This window comes from Bacillus siamensis (assembly GCF_051628075.1).
GTDB lineage: Bacteria > Bacillota > Bacilli > Bacillales > Bacillaceae > Bacillus > Bacillus siamensis.
Genome location: NZ_CP155579.1, coordinates 2,723,452 through 2,743,151 on the forward strand (window position 1 = coordinate 2,723,452; position 19,700 = coordinate 2,743,151).

Here is a 19,700-nt window from a genome sequence, read left to right on the forward strand (position 1 = left end):
AACAAACAATAGGAGGAACATATACATGACAACACATTTACAAGCAAAAGCGACATTGCATAACGGCGTAAAGATGCCTTGGTTCGGTATCGGAGTATTTAAAGTAGAGGAAGGCGCGGAGCTCGTCAATGCGGTGAAAACAGCATTAGTGCACGGCTATCGCAGTGTTGATACCGCCGCGATTTACGGAAATGAAGAGGGTGTCGGCGAAGGCATCCGCCAAGGGTTGCAAGAAGCGGGATTAAAGCGTGAAGACATTTTTGTCACGTCAAAAGTGTGGAATGCCGATTTAGGGTATGAAGAAACGTTAAAAGCGTTTGACACAAGCTTAGAAAAACTCGGTTTAGACTATTTAGATTTATATTTGATCCATTGGCCTGTCGAAGGAAAGTACATCGATGCGTGGCGGGCGCTCGAAACCCTCTACCGGGATGGACGGATTAAGGCGATCGGGGTCAGCAATTTCCAAATTCACCATTTGAAACATCTCATGAAAGAAACGGAAATCAAGCCGATGATTAACCAGGTGGAGTACCACCCCCGTCTGACACAGAAAGAACTGCACGCTTTCTGCGCCGAACAAAATATTCAGCTTGAAGCATGGTCGCCATTGATGCAAGGCCAGCTGCTTGATCATCCCGTCTTACAGGAAATCGCTGAGAAATACGGCAAATCAGCCGCTCAAGTGATTTTGCGCTGGGATTTGCAAAACGGCGTCATCACCATTCCGAAATCAACTAAAAAACACCGTATTGAAGAAAATGCAAATGTCTTTGATTTCGAACTGTCAGCTGACGATATGAAGTGGATTGATGATCTGAACGAAAATCTCCGTGTCGGCCCGGACCCTGACAATTTTGATTTTTAACCAGAAAAACACCGTTCGGTTTTCCGAACGGTGTTTATTTATGTCCAGCTGCTCAATATTTCCTCCAGCTGATGCTTCGTATATTCAAGACTGCCGCTGTTATCAATGACGGCGTCAGCTTTTTTTGTTTTGTCCGCTAAAGGCATTTGCGATGTTATTCGGCTCATCGCTTCTTCTTCTGTAAGTGAATTCCGCTTCATCAGCCGTTTGAGCTGAATGTCTGCCGGTACGGTGACGACGAGCACTTTGCCGACCAGATAGTCAAGCCCGCTTTCATACAAAAGCGGTATATCCAAAACGACGAATCGCTCTTTTCGCGCAACGGCTTCATCCCGCTGTTTCATCATTTCCGCACGCACTGCCGGATGAACGATCTGATTCAGCATCAGACGCTTCTGTTCGTCCGTAAAAACGATAGAACCGAGTTTTTTTCTGTCAATGCCGCCGTTTTCCAGCAGGATGTCTTTTCCGAACGCTTCAACGATCTGTCCGTAAGCCGGCATTCCTTTTTCCACCGCCTGCTTAGCGATGACATCCGCATCAATGACTGTTATTTTTTTGTCGATCAGCATGCGCGCTACCGTGCTTTTTCCGCTGGCGATGCCTCCCGTTAAACCGATGACCAAGCTCAAAAAGCCCACTCCTTCTTACATTTTCCAAATCCCGATGATAATCAGCAGGATCCCCGGCAAAAATGTCATTTTATCTATCCAATTCCATCTTGAAAGAAAATGCCCGGCGTTGATGCCGAATGACACAAACAGCGAGCTCATCACCCCGACGGTCACGCTCATCATAACCGGAGAAAAACCGAGAATGGCCGCTCCCATGCCTGCGCCAAAGGCGTCAATAGATAAGGCGATACCGAGCAGAAGCGCTTCGACTCCGTTAATGGTTCCGGATTGATCAATATCTGCGCTGGTCGGCTTTTTCAAAATGTGAATCACGATGCCGAGCGATTTCACTTCAAGGTTTAGCAGTGTTTTTTCGTGTAATAAGTAATCCGGCTCTTTCGCCGGTTTAAAAAATTGATAGATGACCCATGCCCCGATTCCGATTAAGATCAGCCCGCCCAGTTTCTCCGTGACGGATACAGGGAAAATCTTTGTCAGAAAATGGCCGATCAGCATGGATATAAACATCACAGAGGCTGAACAGCAAGCGATCACGGCAATCGCTTTGAACGGGATTTTCATTTTTCTCAATCCATACGTAAACCCGACTGAAAAACTGTCCAAGCTGACAGCAAAAGCCAAAAGCAGCAAAGAAACAATCTCCATATCCGTTTCTCCCTTTCTCTTGATCGGCAATTGTGACATATGCCTATTGGGTGAATCACAATATATATATGGAGAAAGGTCATCAACTGTGTTAGAAAAAAGTCATTCTGCTGCCGCCTGCTTGAACAGGTTCAGTTTATGATTTTTTTTGGCATCGGGCGCAGAAATGCGTCCCCCTTCCGCCGACTACGATTTTAGAAATCATCGTGCCGCACGTTTTGCACGGCTCATCCTTTTTGCCGTATACGTAATGTTTGAGCTGAAACATTCCGATTTCCCCTTGAGAATTGATATAAGACCGGACGGTGCTCCCGCCCGCGTCAATCGCTTCCTGAAGGGTGTCTTTAATTTCTGTATGAAGCGTTTTTATCTGTCCGTCAGACAGGCTGTTCGCTTTTGTCTCAGGGTGAATCCGCGCCCGGAATAAAGCTTCATCGACATAAATGTTGCCGAGGCCGACGACCGCTTTTTGATCGAGCAGGGCGGTTTTTACCGCGCGGTTCGTTTTTGCCAGCCGCTCTTTTAAATAGGCGGCGGTAAATGCTTCATCATCTGGTTCGGGCCCGAGCTGTGAAAGCGGTAATGCATTCAGTTCCTCTCCCGGCGCAAATAAATGCATCGTGCCGAATTTCCGGACATCCCGGTAGCGGAGCTCTGTTCCGTCCGTCATGCGAAACACAACGTGAACATGTTTATCGTCAGGCTCATCGGCCTGATAAAGGCCGTATTTCCCCTCCATCCGAAGATGGGACACCATGACATAATGATCCAGATGGAAAAGCAAAAACTTTCCCCTTCTTCCGATGGATCGAATGGTTTCTCCTGCAATCTGCCGCGCGAATTCCTCCGGCTCGGCGGGTTTTTTGATGATATTCGGCCATCTGATGTCCGCCGATTCAATCGTTTTCCCCTTCACAAGACCGGTCAGAGTGCGCCGGACCGTTTCAACTTCTGGTAATTCCGGCACAATCATCACTTCCTTTTTCTCTGTTTATTTATTTTGCATCGTACCAAGACGGTCCTGAAGCATAATCCGCCTTTAACGGCACGTCTAATGCCAAAGCATGCTCCATCACTTCAGGAACCAGCTTCTCTAATATTTCAATTTCTTCCTTAGGCGCTTCAAAAATCAATTCATCGTGCACCTGAAGCAGCAGTCTTGCCTTCAGTTTTTTCTCCTTCAGCTCAGCTGCCATATCAATCATGGCTTTTTTAATAATATCAGCGGCGCTGCCCTGAATCGGCGTATTCATGGCCGTCCGTTCCGCAAAGCTCCGCAGGTTGAAGTTGCGGCTTGTCAGCTCAGGGATATAGCGGCGGCGCTGCATAAGAGTCGTCACATATCCTTTTTGTTTCGCTTCCTGCACCGATTCTTCCATATACGCCTTGACGCCCGGAAAGCTTTCCAAGTAGCGGTCAATAAAAGCGCCCGCTTCCTTCCGGGTAATGCCGAGGTTTTGAGACAGCCCGTAATCACTGATGCCGTAAACGATCCCGAAATTGACGGCCTTTGCCTGACGGCGCATCGCCTGTGTCACTTCATCCTCGCTGACATGAAACACATCCATTGCGGTTTTTGTGTGAATGTCCATATCATTCGTAAACGCCTCAATCAGATTTTCATCTTTTGAAATATGCGCAAGCACCCTTAACTCAATTTGTGAATAATCAGCGGCGAAAATAAGCCAGTCCGGTTCTGACGGAACGAAAGCCTGACGGATTTTCCGTCCTTCCTCCAGCCTGATCGGAATGTTTTGCAGGTTCGGATCAGTTGAGCTGAGGCGCCCGGTTTGAGTCAAAGCCTGATTGAATCGGGTATGCACCTTATGAGAATCCTTGCGTGTGACTTTCAGCAGCCCTTCAATATAAGTCGATTGGAGTTTGCCGATTTGTCTGTATTGCAGGATGTAGGCGACGATATCATGTTTGTCTGCGAGCTTCTCCAGCACATCGGCTGAAGTGGAATAGCCTGTTTTTGTTTTCTTTACTGGCGGCAGGCCGAGCTTTTCAAACAGAATGACGCCGAGCTGTTTTGGTGAATTGATGTTAAACGGTTCACCGGCGATGTCATGGATTTTTTCTTCATATTCTTTCAGCTTAGCGCCAAGCTCTTCGCCCATTCGCTTCAGTCTATCAACATCCACTTTGACGCCCATTGATTCCATTTCTCCGAGAATAAGCGCAAGCGGGAGTTCGAGATCTTCATATAATTCAAGCTGATTATTTTCTTCCAGCGCGTGCAGCAGTTTGTCCCGAAGGCTGTTAACGGCAGACGCTTTTCGCGCGAGATGATCGGCAAGCTCTTTTTCAGCCGGAACGGCGCGCTTTGCGCCTTTTCCGTAAACCGCTTCATCTTTTGAAACGATATTCAGGCCGTATTCTTTCGCTACGCTCGCGACATCGTCGTACGAATTGCCCGGGTTTATAATGTAGGCGGCAAGAAGCGCGTCAAATTCCGTTCCCTTCAGCTCAATTCCCTGCCAGCGCAAAGCGACGACGGAGCGTTTGCTGTCAAACACCCACTTTTTCTTCGATTCATCTTCAGCCCAGGATTTAAACGCTTCGGACTGGATGGCGGTTTCTTTCGGAATATAATAAAGGCCTGCTTCATTCACGATGGAAAAGCCGAGTATCGGTTCTTCGTGATAGTTATCACCGATTTGTTCGACGACTAAAGCGGACGGCGACACGAGCATAGCTTCGGTGATTTCTTCGGCCGTTTCAACATTGATGTCCTCAAAATCTTCTTCCGCCGTTTCTCCGCTATCTTCACCGAGCCGCTCAAGCAGCGTGTTAAAACCGAGGTCTTTAAAAATGGCAACGACTTGTTCACGGTCGAACCCTTGATAATCTAAATCGTCAAGCTTGACTTCAATCGGCGCATTTGTCATAATCGTCGCTAGCTCTTTGCTCATCAGGGCCTGTTCTTTATATTCTTCGAGCTTTTCTTTTAATTTTTTCCCGCTGACTTCATCAATTGATTCAAGCAATTTCTCAACCGAATGGAACTGCTTCAAGAGCTTAATCGCCGTTTTTTCGCCGACGCCGGGAACGCCCGGGATGTTATCGGATGAATCCCCCATTAATCCCTTCATATCAATAATTTGCAGCGGTGTCAGACCGTATTTTTCTTCGACGTGCTCCGGCGTGTAATCTTCCACGTCGGTAATGCCTTTTCTCGTAATGGCAACGGTCGTTTTCCCGGTTGCAAGCTGCGTTAAGTCTTTGTCTCCGGAAAATACCTTTACTTCAAAGCCGTCTTTCTCAGCAGATACGGCAAGCGTGCCGATAATATCATCCGCTTCATATTCAGGAAGCTCATAGCGGCTGATATTGTAAGCATCGAGGAGCTCACGGATGAACGGCATCTGTTCAGAAAGCTCCGGCGGCGTTTTTTGTCTTCCGCCTTTATATTCTTTAAACGTGCTGTGGCGGAAAGTCGTTTTTCCCGCATCAAAAGCCACCAGCATGTGGGTCGGTTTTTCATCCTCCAGCATTTTCATTAAAATCATCGCAAACCCGTATACGGCATTTGTATGAATGCCTTTTTCATTGCTTAGAAGCGGTAATGCAAAAAACGCCCGGTACGCCAGACTGTTTCCGTCGACAAGCACTAATTTTTTTCGTTCCGTCATTCAATATCCTCCTAAGAGCAAAAGCTCGTCATTCCTCTGTTTTTTAATCTCACAGCTTCTCTTATTTTAACAAAGTTCAATTTGAAAGGAAAATGAGCGGACCCCGTGAAAACGCAAAAAAGGACGGGAACAAGAAAACACGTTCCCGCCGTCAAAATTGGCTCCTTGGATGAAGGGGTTCTGTTACATCCTAACAAGATAGGTTTAACAGGTCATGAAGAAATTGTTAATCCTTTGTAAAGCCGATCACGCTGCCGGCGGCCGCTTCAGCGTCACAGTGAACACAGTTCCCTGTCCCGGCTCGCTTGTGACTTCGATTTTGCCTTCATGGGCTTCTATTAAGTGCTTTACGATGGCAAGACCGAGCCCGGTTCCTCCCGAGTTGCGGCTCCTGTCTTTATCCACGCGGTAGAATCTCTCAAATATCCGCGGAATCTCTTCCTTCTGAATGCCGATTCCCGTATCGGACACTTTGATATCAACAGCGGTTTCTTTCACATTTACCGAAATCGCCACCGTCCCTTTTTCAGGCGTGTAGGTTAAAGCGTTGTTCGCCAGATTCAGGAATACCTGCTTCAGCCTGTGCACATCACCCATCACAAAAATCGGCTCCTCCGGAAGGTCAAGCTGAAAACTGATGCCTTTTTCCTCAGCCTTATGCTGTAAAAGGGCTTCGATTTCATGGAGGATTTTTGCGGCGTCAAAGGATTCTACGCGCATCGTAAAGTTCTGCTGCTCCATTTTGGATAAATCCAATAAGTCCTGTACGAGGGATTGGAGCCGCTCACTTTCTTTCAGAATGATAGACAGAAAGTCTGAAAGCGCCTTTTCATCTTTCATCGCCCCGTCTAACAGCGTTTCCGTAAAGCCTTTAATCGAGGTGATCGGCGTTTTCAGTTCATGGGAAACATTGGCGACGAAGTCCTTCCTCATCTGCTCCAATTTTTTAATTTCCGTTATATCGTGAAAAACGAGAACAATGCCCTTCCATTCATCATCAGGACCCATGATCGGAACGCCGTCAACTTCAAAGTAGCGCCGCTCAATGTTGATGGGAAGTCTCAGCAGCTGGCATTTTTTCGTCTCCGTCATAAAAATATCTTCGACGAGCCGAATGATTTCCTCATGCTCAAACGCATCATGATAAAGGCGGCGAAGCAGACGTTCAGGCTTTGTATGAAACTGCTTCGTGTACGATCGGTTCACGAGATTAATAAAACCTCTCCCGTCTATTAAAATCAAACCTGAACCGATATTTTCAATGACGGTTAACAGACGGTCGCGCTGCATATCCTGCGTTCTCGTCATTTCCATCAAATCGACCGCCAGACTGTTCATCGCACGCCCGAGACGGTCAGACCGCCTTGCATAACCGCTGTAGGAGCGGGCGTCATAATTGCCTTTGGACAGCTCAGTCGCCACCTTCGTCGCGGCGTCGATTGATTTTTTGTAACGGGACGTCATGTTTGTATAAAAGAAAACGATAATGATAAAAGCGGTACAAAGACTTGCTGCCAGCATGCCCCACATTTCTCCGGTAATACTTGAACCGCCGCTGATTTCCGAGGAAACGAGCACATATCCCGCCGTTTGGCCGGCGTCATTTTTTACGGCGGCGCCGCGGATCATTTTGCTTCCCGCCTGTATGGCTGCCTCATTTTTATTGTGAGAAATGAACTCCTTTACGGCTGCATCATCAGCATGCCTGCCGGAATGATAAACGGCGTCACCCTTCTCATTGAGAACAGAGACGTTTATACCGAGGGTGCGGCCGGCGTCGCGGACTACCGTTTCATTGCTTTTATTGCCGATTCGGCCGGTATCAAGAAGGCCCGCTATGTATACCGATTCCTTTTTCAGCTGATCCGCCGTTTTGTCTTTAGCGGCTGAAGAAATAAGCTGCTGTAAAAAAAGGCCGAGAACACTGAAAACCAATATGATACATACAACAAGTAAAGCGAACAGACGCACACGGACTTTATTCATTCATTTTTGGCTCCTCCAGTTTATACCCCAAACCTCTGATTGTTTTAATATAGATGGGTTTTTTGGTATTTGATTCGATTTTGTCGCGCAGATGGCTGATATGAACGTCAACAATCCGGGTGTCCCCGGCAAAATCATAGTTCCAGACCGCGCTCAGCAGAAGATCTCTTGTCAGCACTCTTCCCTTGTGTTTTCCCAAATACAGAAGCAGTTCAAATTCTTTAGGCGTCAATTCCAGCTGTTCCGACTTAAAGTACGCTTCGTAATGCTCCGGAAGAATTTTCAGCTCGCCGATAAGGATCTGCCCGTCCTTTTCCTCTTCTCTGCTTTGTGACAGCGAAGAAATGTCAGCCCTTCTTAAAATGGCTTTCACCCGCGCAGTCACTTCCCTCGGACTGAACGGCTTTGTCATGTAATCATCCGCTCCGAGCTCCAGTCCCAGCACCTTATCAAACTCCTCATCTTTTGCTGTCAGCATCAAGATCGGAACCATCATTTTCTGCTGTCTGAGCTGTTTACAGACGTCGATTCCGTCCACTTTCGGCAGCATGACATCCAGTACGATTAAATCCGGATTTTCCTTCTCTGCCTGCTCCAGAGCCTCTTCGCCGTCTGATGCGGTAATGACATCATAGCCGGACCGTTCCAGATTGTACTGTAAAAGAGTAACGATAGATTGTTCATCATCTACAACTAAAATTTTTTTGTTCATGCTGCGCCCTCCGCTGTCTATTTTCCCCGACATCCAATTTTCTCTATTTTATGTGTTGCATATCACTTTATGATTTCATTTTATCTAATACTGCCCGTTCAGACAATTCGCCTTTTTGATCATTTTCAGAGAAAGGATCGTTCAGGGAAAAAGAAAACGCTTTCATTAATTGTAAAAAGAGGAAGGCTTCTGATTCGGAAGCCTTCCCATTTTTCTTATGACAATACTTTCATCACGTTTTTGACAGATTCAACTGATTTACTCAGCTGTGCTTTTTCATAGTCTGTCAGTTCAAGCTCAATGATTTGCTCTAGGCCGTTTCCTCCGATAATCGTCGGTACGCCTAAGTAAATGCCTTCATGACCGTATTCGCCTTCTAAATAAGCGATGGTCGGAAGCACGCGGCGCTGATCTTTCAAAATGGCTTCTACCATTTCTGTCAGTGATGCAGCAGGCGCGTAGTAGGCGCTTCCGTTTCCGAGAAGGTTGACGATTTCCCCGCCGCCTTTTCTTGTGCGCTCTACAATCGCATCAAGACGGTCTTTCGGGATAAGCGTTTCGAGCGGAATGCCGCCCGCATAGGAATAACGGACGAGAGGAACCATGTCGTCACCGTGTCCTCCGAGAACAAAACCGGTCACGTCTTTTACTGACAGGTTTAATTCTTCAGCGACGAATGTTCTGAACCGCGCAGTGTCAAGCACTCCGGATTGTCCGATAACACGTTCTTTCGGGAAGCCTGATTCTTTATACACCGCATATGTCATCGCATCAACAGGGTTTGTTAATACGACGATAATGCAGTCAGGAGAATATTTCACGATCTCACGTGTGACGCTTCTCATGATTTTTTCGTTTGTAGATACGAGATCATCACGGCTCATGCCTGGTTTTCTCGCAATTCCGGCCGTGATGACGACGATATCAGAACCGGCTGTGTCCTCGTAGTTGGACGTGCCTGTGATTTTCGCGTCAAATCCTTGAACCGGACTTGCTTCGAGCATGTCAAGCGCTTTTCCTTTAGTCGGGTTTTCTAATTGTGGAATATCAACGAGCACAACATCCGCAAGCTCTTTTTGAGCTGTAAGGAAGGCTGTTGTCGCTCCCGTAAATCCTGCTCCGATAACAGAAACTTTACTGCGTGTTTTTCCCATGATTCTCTTCTCCTTTTTTGGCTTCATTAGAAGTCTGCTTTAGGTTCAGTCCATGTTTTTGATAAGCTCTTCACCGAACTCTGAACATTTCACTTCAGTTGCACCGTCCATTAATCTTGCAAAATCGTAAGTTACTACTTTTGAAGCAATCGTTTTTTCCATAGATTTAATGACTAGGTCAGCCGCCTCATTCCAGTTCAGGTGTTCAAGAAGAAGCACTCCTGAAAGGATAACGGATGACGGGTTGACTTTGTCAAGGCCGGCATATTTAGGAGCCGTTCCGTGAGTCGCTTCGAAAATCGCATGCCCTGTTTCATAGTTGATGTTCGCTCCCGGCGCGATGCCGATTCCGCCTACCTGAGCGGCAAGCGCATCAGAGATATAGTCTCCGTTTAAGTTCATCGTCGCCACGACGTCGAATTCACTCGGGCGGGTTAAGATCTGCTGAAGGAAAATATCAGCGATGCTGTCTTTGACGATGATTTTTCCTGCTGCTTCTGCTTCGCTCTGCGCTTTATCAGCCGCTTCTTTTCCGTCTTTTTCGACGATGCGGTCATATTCGGCCCAAGTGAATACTTTATCTCCGTATTCTCTTTCGGCAAGCTCATAGCCCCAGTTTTTAAATGCCCCTTCAGTGAACTTCATGATGTTTCCTTTGTGGACAAGCGTGACAGACTTGCGGCCGTTTTCGATCGCATACTCAATGGCAGCTCTGACTAAGCGGCTTGTTCCTTCTTCAGAAACAGGCTTTATGCCGATTCCTGATGTTTCAGGGAAACGGATTTTGTTAACGCCCATTTCATTTTGCAGGAAGCTGATCAGCTTTTCAACTTCTTCAGAACCTTTCGCATACTCAATTCCGGCGTAAATATCTTCCGTATTTTCGCGGAAAATAACCATATCCGTATCTTCAGGACGTTTGACCGGAGAAGGCACCCCAGTGAAATATCTGACAGGGCGCAGGCACGTAAACAAATCAAGCTCCTGTCTCAGCGCCACGTTCAGAGAACGGATACCGCCGCCGACCGGTGTCGTCAGAGGTCCTTTGATAGCGATGAAGTACTCTCTGATGTCTTCCAGCGTTTCGGCAGGAAGCCACTCACCTGTTTTATTATAAGCCTTTTCACCGGCATAAACTTCTTTCCACGTGATTTTTTTCTCGCCTTTATATGCTTTTTCAACAGCGGCTTCCAATACTTTAGAAGCGGCATTCCAAATATCAGGGCCTGTGCCGTCACCTTCAATAAACGGGATAATCGGATTATTTGGTACGTTTAATACTCCATTAGAGACTGTAATTTTTTCACCTTGTGACACAATATTACCTCCCAGTATGTAATTCATATTTAGAAAACATTTTATTTTTCTTGTATAGAAAATAAAATGATTTTTCTCAAGATTCTATCAAAATTGTAAACCAACTTGGGCTTGATTAACAAGAGGCTAACGACATGAAAATCACCAGCCTCCCGTTTGATCAGGCTCTTTCGTCAATCGGAACAAAAGTCTGCTTATCCGGACCCGTGTATTCAGCGCGCGGGCGGATGAGGCGGTTGTTATCGTATTGCTCAAGAATGTGCGCGATCCATCCGGACATTCTGCTGACCGCAAAGATCGGCGTAAACAGATCGTGGTCAATGCCGAGACTGTGGTACACAGATGCGGAATAGAAATCAACGTTAGGCGGAAGTTTTTTCTCCGACGTCACAATTTCTTCGACACGGATTGACATGTCGTACCATTTGCTTTCACCCGTCAGATTCGTCAGGCGTTTGCTCATTTCTTTTAAATGTTTGGCGCGCGGATCCCCATGCTTATACACGCGGTGTCCGAAGCCCATCACTTTTTCCTTTTTCTCCATTTTGCTGCGGATATAAGGCTCGGCATTTTCCACTTCTCCGATCTCTGTCAGCATTTTCATGACGGCTTCATTGGCTCCGCCGTGAAGCGGTCCTTTTAATGCGCCGATGGCCGCCGTGATGCCTGAGTAAATATCGGATAAGGTGGCGACACATACTCTCGCCGTAAATGTTGATGCATTCAGCTCATGATCCGCATGAAGAATGAGCGCTTTGTTAAACGCTTCCACTTCGATCGGAGAAGGATCTTCACCGTTTAAGGTGTAAAGGAAGTTCTCCGCAATACCGTACTCTTCCTTCGGTTCAACAGGATCAAGTCCTTTGCGGATTCTTGAGAAAGCGGCGACAATGCCCGGCACCTTCGCCTGCAGACGGATGGCTTTTCTGTAGTTCGCTTCCGGATTCATGACATCGGCTTCACTGTCAGTCAGACCGAGTAATGAAATCGCCGTCCGGAGCGCAGCCATTGGATGTACGTTATTGAGGGGATAGGATTTGAAGTGCTCAATGATTTCTTGTGGAACGGCAGCTTCTTTCGCAAGCTGTTTTTTCAGTTCAGCAAGCTCTGTTTTATTCGGCAGGCGCAGATGCCACAGCAAATAAATGATTTCTTCAAAACTTGCATTCTCTGTCAAGTCGTCAATATCGTACCCTACATATGTAAGGGTATCGTCGATAATAGAGCTTACAGATGATGTTGTTGCTACAACCCCTTCAAGACCGCGTGTTGCTGTCATATTCAACCTCTCCTTTTCAATCAAAATTCCCCTTTAAAGAGTACATAAAACATACGGCTTACTTAAAATGAGTCATGTAAACACTCCCTTTCCCCTTTAAGAAAATGCTTACATTTCAATGATTGCGGTTACATAACCGGTATGCTTATAGAGGAACATAACAAATTCTTATAAGCTTATTTAAGTTTAAGCCTATTCTTATTATAAACAATAATCAGACATTTGTTAAATGTTTACCTATAATTTTTTTTTCTTTCTCGCACATTTTCTTGATTTTACGCGGTTTTTTCCTCTTTTTCCGCAAAAAAAAGCGGCTTTACGCCGCTTTTTTACTTTACGAAGTGAATATTTTTACGATCTGCATGGCCAGATAGGCAATTCCGGCGCCGATTAACGGACCGACGGCGACGCCGCCGAAAAGCGCGACGGCAAGTATTGTGCCGATCACCAGCGCCGTTGTAATATGAGGATCGTTTTCCAATAAGGTGAGACCGTTTTTGGCGATTAAGGCTACGGCGATTCCGGCGCCGAGAGCGATCCACGCATAATATGATTTCATCGCTTCTCCTAGCTGTTTAAAACCGATGTCACCTGTCGCAATCGGCACTAAAACAGCGATTGTAATGACGGTGACCCCCCAGTTGATTCCTTTTGACTGAATAACCGGGAACAATTTCTGATCAAGACCGACAGCTTTTATCACAATGAGAAAGCCGACGGCAAAAAGCAATGACTGGTTTTTGGCTATCAATGCGATGGCCAGCAATAATAGTAAAAATAAATTCGCCTGTGTAAACATCCTGAAAGCACCATCCTTCATCATAACTGTATTCATATCCTTTTTTTTGACGAATAAACTAATGTAATAGGACGTGCCGACCGAGAGGAGGATCGATGTGAATCCGCACTATGCAACTGTTTTTTTCCGCGCGCTGTTTGTACTAGCTGCGGCCGGCGGCGCTTTAGCGGCCGGTTACGCCTCATTCCCGTTAACTTATCCGTTTCTGATCGCCCTTATTCTGTCATCGGCGATCATTCCCGTTGTTGACTGGCTGGACAAACTGACAGGGCTGCCCCGATCAGTCAATACAGTCATTGTCCTGGTTTTCTTTTTGCTGATTCTTCTTGCCGCTGCGACTTTTCTCGTTGCGGAAATCATCTCGGGAACCGCCTATCTGGCCAAAACGCTCCCTCCCCATATCAGCGCCTTTATAACGTATTGCGAAGAATTCTTCACTTCCCGCATTCAGCCATTGTACCATGAGCTGACCGTCTTATTTAACGGGCTGGAAACCAATCAGCAGGCATCCATCGTGACGCATATTCAGACCCTCGGTGATACAGCCGCTAAAAATGCGGGGCTGATGCTTTCACATCTTTTAGAGCTGGTGCCGAAATGGATTGCCTTCCTTCCCAATACGGCTGCCGTCTTCGTATTCGCAATGCTGGCGACTTTTTTTATGACAAAGGACTGGCACAAGCTGAAAGCGATGCTTTATTCCATTCTTCCGGAACGCGTTTCGGCAAACGCCAAGGCCGTGTCGGGAGAACTGAAAAAAGCAATGGCCGGTTTCATTAAGGCGCAGGCCGTGCTCATCCTTTTTACGATGATCATTGTCTTTATCGGACTGTTTCTTTTAGGAATTGAGCATGCGGCGACCATTGCCTTTTTTATCGGCCTGGTGGATCTTCTCCCGTATCTCGGCGCCGGATCGGTATTTGTTCCCTGGATTATGTATTTGGCCATTGCCGGTCAGCTTCCCCAAGCGATCGGTCTCGGTATTTTATATATAGTGGTTCTCATTCAGCGCCAGCTGACGGAGCCGAAGATTTTAAGCAAGTCAATCGGGCTTGATCCGCTTGCGACCTTAATCGCCCTGTTTGCCGGTTTTAAGCTGTTCGGAATTTTAGGACTGGCTGCGGGGCCTGCGCTTCTCGTTTTCATTCAGGCCTTTATCACAACGGGCGCTTTAAAAGAAATATGGGCCTATATTACTGTTCAGTCCAAATAAAAACAGCAGCCCTGCAAGAAGGCTGCCGTTTTTATTTGATAATGATCCGCTTGTTTTTTGACATTCCTCTCAGCCATTTGAACAAAAGCGGCTTCATGCGGTTCCGAGTGAACGGAATCAGAAGACAAGCCCCTGCAATATCGGACAAAAAACCCGGAAGCATCAAAAGCAGGCCTCCGATAAAGACGCATATTCCATCAAGAAGCGCGTCCCCCGGCATGCTGCCGTGCTGCAGGTCGCGCATTACCCGATGATATACATCAATTCCCTGTCTTTTTGCCACCAAGGCGCCTAGCACGCCTGTCAAAATGATGAGAAGGACGGTCGGAAAAACGCCGAGCCATTTTCCCGCCAGCAGAAACAAGCCGATTTCAATTGCCGGACATACGATAAACAGTAAGAATAAAACTCTCATTTTTCTGCCCTCCTGTCCTTCTAAAAGCGCGTCACCGTCCGCATGGGAATAGGAAAATCAACCTAAAGACAAAAGAGAAGGGATAACCCCCCTCTCTTGTTTAAAGCTGTTTAAAGAACGCTTGCGCGGCCTTCATACACAGCGCCGCGGGAAGCGTCAACTGTGATAACCTGTCCTTCTGTTAAAACTGAAGTTGCGTTCTCCAGACCGACGATAACCGGAATGCCCAAGCTTAAACCGACTACTGCGGCATGGCTTGTCAGACCGCCTTCTTCCGTGATGAGCGCTGATGCTTTTTCAAGCGAAGCGATCATGTCACGGTCAGTGCTTGAAGCAACCAATACTGCACCGTCTGTCATTTTTTGTTCAGCTTCCTTCGCATTTTTTGCAACAACAACCGGACCGAATGCTGATTTGCGTCCGATGCCTTGTCCTTTTGCGATAATGCTGCCGACAGTGTGAACTTTCATCAGATTCGTCGTACCTGATTCACCGACAGAACCGGCTGTAATGACAATCAAATCACCGTGTTTCACGATTCCGCTGTCAAGTGATTTTTGAACTGCATCTTCAAGCATTTCATCTGTAGAATTCGCGTTTTGGCCGCTTGCCGGGAAGACACCGAATACAAGGCCGAGTTTGCGTGATACAGACTCATTCACTGTAACGGCTACAATCGGAGCCTGCGGACGGTATTTCGCGATCATACGCGCCGTATGGCCGCTTTCTGTAGGCGTAACGATAGCTGCCGCGTTCAGATTGATCGCTGTGTGTGCAACGGATTGGCCGATCGCATCGGTAATCGTCATGCCGACCTGGTCTCTGCGTTTAGACAGAATTTCTTTGTAGTTCAGAGATTCTTCCGTGCGTGTGGCGATGTTAAACATTGTTTGAACCGCCTCAACAGGATATTGTCCCGCAGCCGTCTCACCGGAAAGCATGATCGCATCTGTGCCGTCGAAAATAGCGTTGGCAACGTCACTTGCTTCAGCGCGTGTCGGACGTGGGTTGCGCTGCATGCTGTCAAGCATTTGAGTCGCGGTAATAACCGGTTTGCCGAGCGCGTTGCATTTTTTGATCATTTCTTTTTGCACGAGCGGCACTTCTTCAGCCGGAATCTCTACGCCGAGGTCTCCGCGCGCTACCATTAAGCCGTCAGATACTTCCAGGATCGCATCCAGATTGTCTACGCCTTCCTGGTTCTCAATTTTAGGGATGATTTGAATGTCAGACGCGTTATGCTCTTCAAGCAGTTCGCGGATTTCCAGAACATCCGTAGAGCGGCGTACAAATGACGCAGCGATGAAATCAACGCCTTGCTCGATACCGAAGACGATGTCTTTAGCGTCTTTTTCAGTAATTCCCGGAAGGTTGACGCTGACACCGGGAACGTTTACGCCTTTTTTATTTTTCAGCGTGCCGCTGTTTAAGATTTTTGTTTTGATTTCGTGTTTTTCCGGATTTGATTCAATCACTTCCAATCCGATTAAACCGTCATCCAGCAGGATGATAGACCCTGCTGACACGTCGTCTGCCAGGCCTTCATAAGAAACTGAGAATTTTTCAAGCGTTCCCAGTACCTGTTTTGTAGAAACGATAATTTCATTTCCCGCCTGAAGCTCAAGCGCGCCGTTTTCCATATCGTGCGTGCGGATTTCCGGACCTTTCGTATCGAGGAGAATCCCCACGTTTTTGCCGAGCTTTTTGCTTGCTTCTCTGATGTTTTTGATTCTTGCGCCGTGCTCTTCGAAATCACCGTGTGAAAAATTCAGACGAGCAACGTTCATACCCGCTTCCATCAATTTTGTCAGCATTTCTACACTTTCACTGGCCGGACCGATTGTACAAACGATTTTTGTTTTTTTCAACTCGTTCACTTCCTTCTGAAATCTTCAGCTTCTTCCGTCTTAAATAGACAGTTCTTTTGAAAGCTGATACATGTTTGGTTCAACAGTATGTTTTGATTCTAAAATTTCTATAATATCATGGTCTACAAGCTTGTTGTTTTGTATACCTACGCAGCGTCCGCCTTTTCCTTTAAGCAGAAGCTCAACCGCGTAAGCGCCGAGGCGGCTTGCAAGAACCCGGTCAGAAGCGCTTGGAGATCCGCCGCGCTGGATGTGCCCTAAAACGGATACCCGTGTTTCAAGGTTTGTTTCTTCTTCGATGCGTTTTCCGAATTCAACCCCGCTGCCTACCCCCTCAGCAACGATGATGATACTGTGTTTTTTGCCGCGGTCGTGCCCTCTCTTCAAACGGCCGATAATTTCCTCCATATCGTAGTCCGCTTCAGGGATTAAAATGGATTCCGCTCCGCCTGCAAGACCTGCCCATAAAGCAATGTCGCCTGCATGGCGTCCCATCACTTCAATAACGTATGTACGCTCATGCGACGTAGCTGTGTCACGGATTTTATCAATCGCATCAATTACAGTGTTTAACGCCGTATCAAATCCGATCGTAAAATCAGTTCCCGGAATGTCATTATCTATCGTACCCGGTACACCTACACACGGAAACCCGTGTTCCGTTAATTTTTTCGCACCCATGTACGAACCGTCTCCGCCGATAACGACAAGACCTTCAATGCCGAGCCTCTTTAAATTTTCGATTCCTTTTTCACGGCCTTCAACCGTTTTGAATTCAGGACATCTGGCTGTATACAGCTTTGTTCCTCCGCGGTGGATGATGTCACCGACCGAACCAAGCTCCAGTTTCTCTATTTTTCCGCTGATTAATCCTGAATAACCGTTATAAATTCCGTAAACTTCTACATCGTGATAGATAGCTTTACGCACAACCGCTCGCACCGCTGCGTTCATCCCCGGGGAATCCCCGCCGCTCGTTAATACTCCTATACGCTTCATTTCCTATTCACCTCAGCAACATATATATGTTAAACATATCATGATCATTGCCCTAAAACAATGAAAAGGGACGCCTGAGCTCCCATGAAACCTTACCTATTATACAATTAAATAAACTGTTTTTAAATAAAATTTAAGGAATATCACAAAAAACACAAAAAATAAACGTGAGCCATAGGCTTCACGTCTATTCAGTTTGCCCCGATATATTGATCCTCAACCGAAACTTTTCCGATGGCTTTGTATTTTTCGTAGCGCTGTGAGATCAATTCTTCGGCGTTCAATGGAAGAAGAGATTTTAATGTTTCTTTAAGGATGCCGTCAATGTAGCCCGCCTGCTGCTTGATGTCATGGTGAGCTCCGCCCTTCACTTCTTTAATCATATTATCTATAATTCCTAATTCTAATAAATCGGGCGCAGTAATCTTCATGGTTTCAGCCGCTTTTTTGGCAAGGCTGGAATCTTTCCACAAAATGGACGCGGCTCCTTCAGGAGAAATAACGGAATACGTCGAGTTCTCCAGCATCAGCATGCGGTTGCCCACACCTAATGCAAGCGCCCCTCCGCTGCCGCCTTCGCCGATGACGATACAAACGACAGGCACTGTCAGGCCGGCCATTTCGAACAGGTTCTTAGCAATGGCTTCACTTTGTCCCCGTTCCTCCGCCGCTTTGCCCGGATACGCTCCCTTCGTGTCGATGAAGCAGATAATCGGGCGGTTAAACTTATCCGCCTGCTTCATGAGGCGAAGCGCTTTACGGTAGCCCTCAGGGTGAGGCATTCCGAAATTGCGGACAAGGTTTTCTTTCGTGTCTTTTCCGCGCTGATGACCGATGACGGTAACCGGCATGCCGTGATATTTGGCAACTCCGCCGACAATCGCAGCATCGTCTCCGTATGTTCTGTCTCCGTGGCACTCAAAAAAGTCGGTAAACAGGTATTGAATGTAATCAAGGGTCGTCGGCCGTTCGGGAAGGCGTGCGATCTGCACTCTGTCCCAAGGCTTCAGGTTTTTATAAATTTCATCCTGGAGCTTGCTGAGCCGGTCTTCAAGCCTTGCGATTTCAGCGCTTAAATCCATCTCCGAATCTTGGGTGAATTTTTTCAGTTCGGCGATTTTTGTCTGCAGTTCAATCACCGGTTTTTCAAATTCTAATCTTGCAGCCACTCATGCTCACCTCCTGTTTGGTGCATGTCCAGCAGAAATGCGAGTTTGTCTTTCATGTCGTTTCTGTGAATCACCGCATCAAGCTGGCCGTGCTTTAATAAAAATTCCGCCGTCTGGAAATCTTCCGGCAGTTTTTCTCCGATCGTCTGTTCAATAATACGTCTTCCGGCAAATCCGATCAAGGCGCCCGGTTCAGCGAAATTATAATCACCGAGAGACGCGAAACTGGCCGATACGCCGCCAGTCGTCGGGTGGGTCATAACCGAAATAATCAGCCCCTGCTCTTCACTGAACAGTTTCAATGCAGAGCTTGTCTTCGCCATCTGCATGAGGCTTAAGACCCCTTCCTGCATACGTGCGCCGCCGGAAGCGGTAAAGATGATGAACGGGACTTTTTCCTCTTTCGCTTTTTCAATTGCCAGCGTGATTTTTTCGCCGACAACCGAGCCCATGCTGCCCATGCGGAATGTCGAATCCATGATCGCGATAACGGCAGGGAATCCGCTGATGGTCCCTTTTCCGGTAACAACCGCTTCATTCTGCGATGTTTTCTCACGGTCTTTTTCGATTTTTTCTAAGTATCCCGGGAAACCGAGCGGGTTTTCAGATATCATTCCCTGGTTGAATTCTTCGAATGAATCTTCATCCAGGAGGATTTCAATGCGCTGCTTTGCATTCATCGGGAAATGGTGCCCGCAGTTCATGCAGACGCGCAGGTTTTTATCTAACTCTTTTGTGAGCATGATTTTTTTACATTTGGGGCACTTTGTCATAATGCCTTCCGGAACATCATGTTTTGCCTGCTCAGACGGCACGGAAGCATATTTTTTCTTTTTTGTGAATATATCCTTTAACAAATGATTACCTCCCTTTTGTGAAGGGTTCTCTTCACTGCATGTCTTCCGATTAGATAGACTTAATAATAACTTTACCGAAACTATTGTACTTTTTTTGTCAAACGGTGTCATCCTCCATTCGACATTTTTTGCTGAAAAGCAGGCGGAAA

At 46.8% G+C, this 19,700-nt stretch carries 17 protein-coding genes; 2 read left to right on the forward strand and 15 right to left on the reverse strand.

Annotation, left to right across the window (positions count from 1 at the left end; translation table 11 throughout):
* Window positions 1-25 precede the first annotated feature (25 nt).
* Window positions 26-868 carry an aldo/keto reductase gene (locus ABDB98_RS13290; protein ID WP_438420371.1) on the forward strand — a complete coding sequence of 281 codons (843 nt, stop codon included), beginning with the start codon at window positions 26-28 and terminating at the stop codon, window positions 866-868.
* Between the two features lie 38 nt (window positions 869-906).
* On the opposite strand, the gene coaE is transcribed toward ABDB98_RS13290, so the two are convergent.
* From coaE to ABDB98_RS13340, 10 genes are all read right to left on the reverse strand, one after another.
* Window positions 907-1,500: a dephospho-CoA kinase gene (coaE, locus tag ABDB98_RS13295; RefSeq protein WP_438420372.1), complete on the reverse strand. Its 594-nt coding sequence runs from the start codon at window positions 1,498-1,500 to the stop codon at window positions 907-909.
* A 15-nt stretch (window positions 1,501-1,515) separates the two neighbouring features.
* On the reverse strand, window positions 1,516-2,148 hold the full coding sequence (gene ytaF, locus ABDB98_RS13300; RefSeq protein ID WP_016938612.1) for a sporulation membrane protein YtaF: 633 nt from the start codon (window positions 2,146-2,148) through the stop codon (window positions 1,516-1,518).
* A gap of 136 nt (window positions 2,149-2,284) precedes the next feature.
* The gene (mutM, locus tag ABDB98_RS13305; RefSeq protein ID WP_016938611.1) at window positions 2,285-3,115 is read right to left on the reverse strand and encodes a DNA-formamidopyrimidine glycosylase; all 831 of its coding nucleotides are present in this window, start codon (window positions 3,113-3,115) and stop codon (window positions 2,285-2,287) included.
* Between the two features lie 28 nt (window positions 3,116-3,143).
* Window positions 3,144-5,783, reverse strand: a complete 2,640-nt coding sequence (gene polA, locus ABDB98_RS13310) for a DNA polymerase I (RefSeq protein ID WP_060964576.1) — start codon at window positions 5,781-5,783, stop codon at window positions 3,144-3,146.
* 246 nt (window positions 5,784-6,029) lie between these two features.
* Window positions 6,030-7,769 carry a two-component system histidine kinase PnpS gene (pnpS, locus tag ABDB98_RS13315; protein WP_438420373.1) on the reverse strand — a complete coding sequence of 580 codons (1,740 nt, stop codon included), beginning with the start codon at window positions 7,767-7,769 and terminating at the stop codon, window positions 6,030-6,032.
* A complete protein-coding gene (locus tag ABDB98_RS13320; RefSeq protein WP_016938608.1) occupies window positions 7,762-8,481 on the reverse strand; it encodes a response regulator transcription factor in 720 nt (239 codons plus the stop codon). Before ABDB98_RS13320 ends, pnpS begins: the two co-directional genes overlap by 8 nt.
* Window positions 8,482-8,696: 215 nt before the next feature.
* Complete coding sequence (mdh, locus tag ABDB98_RS13325; RefSeq protein WP_003152455.1) at window positions 8,697-9,635, reverse strand: malate dehydrogenase; 939 nt, start codon at window positions 9,633-9,635, stop codon at window positions 8,697-8,699.
* A 45-nt stretch (window positions 9,636-9,680) separates the two neighbouring features.
* A complete protein-coding gene (gene icd / locus ABDB98_RS13330) occupies window positions 9,681-10,952 on the reverse strand; it encodes an NADP-dependent isocitrate dehydrogenase (RefSeq protein ID WP_438420374.1) in 1,272 nt (423 codons plus the stop codon).
* Between the two features lie 160 nt (window positions 10,953-11,112).
* Window positions 11,113-12,231: a citrate synthase gene (gene citZ, locus ABDB98_RS13335; RefSeq protein WP_016938606.1), complete on the reverse strand. Its 1,119-nt coding sequence runs from the start codon at window positions 12,229-12,231 to the stop codon at window positions 11,113-11,115.
* A gap of 334 nt (window positions 12,232-12,565) precedes the next feature.
* On the reverse strand, window positions 12,566-13,030 hold the full coding sequence (locus ABDB98_RS13340; protein ID WP_007408072.1) for a DUF441 domain-containing protein: 465 nt from the start codon (window positions 13,028-13,030) through the stop codon (window positions 12,566-12,568).
* A 97-nt stretch (window positions 13,031-13,127) separates the two neighbouring features.
* Here ABDB98_RS13340 and ytvI point away from each other — a divergent pair, with 97 nt between their 5' ends.
* Window positions 13,128-14,243, forward strand: coding sequence for a sporulation integral membrane protein YtvI (gene ytvI / locus ABDB98_RS13345; protein WP_438420375.1), 1,116 nt, complete (start codon window positions 13,128-13,130; stop codon window positions 14,241-14,243).
* A gap of 31 nt (window positions 14,244-14,274) precedes the next feature.
* On the opposite strand, the gene ABDB98_RS13350 is transcribed toward ytvI, so the two are convergent.
* From ABDB98_RS13350 to accD, 5 genes are all read right to left on the reverse strand, one after another.
* Window positions 14,275-14,658 carry an FxsA family protein gene (locus ABDB98_RS13350; protein ID WP_016938603.1) on the reverse strand — a complete coding sequence of 128 codons (384 nt, stop codon included), beginning with the start codon at window positions 14,656-14,658 and terminating at the stop codon, window positions 14,275-14,277.
* A 110-nt stretch (window positions 14,659-14,768) separates the two neighbouring features.
* Window positions 14,769-16,526: a pyruvate kinase gene (gene pyk / locus ABDB98_RS13355; protein WP_438420376.1), complete on the reverse strand. Its 1,758-nt coding sequence runs from the start codon at window positions 16,524-16,526 to the stop codon at window positions 14,769-14,771.
* Window positions 16,527-16,565: 39 nt separating this feature from the next.
* A complete protein-coding gene (pfkA, locus tag ABDB98_RS13360; protein ID WP_016938601.1) occupies window positions 16,566-17,525 on the reverse strand; it encodes a 6-phosphofructokinase in 960 nt (319 codons plus the stop codon).
* 191 nt (window positions 17,526-17,716) lie between these two features.
* Window positions 17,717-18,694, reverse strand: a complete 978-nt coding sequence (gene accA / locus ABDB98_RS13365) for an acetyl-CoA carboxylase carboxyl transferase subunit alpha (protein WP_016938600.1) — start codon at window positions 18,692-18,694, stop codon at window positions 17,717-17,719.
* Entirely contained in the window at window positions 18,679-19,551 is an 873-nt protein-coding gene (gene accD / locus ABDB98_RS13370) for an acetyl-CoA carboxylase, carboxyltransferase subunit beta (protein ID WP_060964569.1), read from the reverse strand. Before accD ends, accA begins: the two co-directional genes overlap by 16 nt.
* Window positions 19,552-19,700 lie beyond the last annotated feature (149 nt).

Bases quoted from the DNA above. Each gene is read 5' to 3' on its own strand.
- polA (WP_060964576.1), bottom strand. From the start codon at position 5,783: ATGACGGAACGAAAAAAATTAGTGCTTGTCGACGGAAACAGTCTGGCG.
- ABDB98_RS13340 (WP_007408072.1), bottom strand. From the start codon at position 13,030: ATGTTTACACAGGCGAATTTATTTTTACTATTATTGCTGGCCATCGCA.
- ABDB98_RS13290 (WP_438420371.1), top strand. From the start codon at position 26: ATGACAACACATTTACAAGCAAAAGCGACATTGCATAACGGCGTAAAG.
- ytaF (WP_016938612.1), bottom strand. From the start codon at position 2,148: ATGGAGATTGTTTCTTTGCTGCTTTTGGCTTTTGCTGTCAGCTTGGAC.
- ABDB98_RS13320 (WP_016938608.1), bottom strand. From the start codon at position 8,481: ATGAACAAAAAAATTTTAGTTGTAGATGATGAACAATCTATCGTTACT.
- citZ (WP_016938606.1), bottom strand. From the start codon at position 12,231: ATGACAGCAACACGCGGTCTTGAAGGGGTTGTAGCAACAACATCATCT.
- pfkA (WP_016938601.1), bottom strand. From the start codon at position 17,525: ATGAAGCGTATAGGAGTATTAACGAGCGGCGGGGATTCCCCGGGGATG.
- pnpS (WP_438420373.1), bottom strand. From the start codon at position 7,769: ATGAATAAAGTCCGTGTGCGTCTGTTCGCTTTACTTGTTGTATGTATC.
- mdh (WP_003152455.1), bottom strand. From the start codon at position 9,635: ATGGGAAAAACACGCAGTAAAGTTTCTGTTATCGGAGCAGGATTTACG.
- ABDB98_RS13350 (WP_016938603.1), bottom strand. From the start codon at position 14,658: ATGAGAGTTTTATTCTTACTGTTTATCGTATGTCCGGCAATTGAAATC.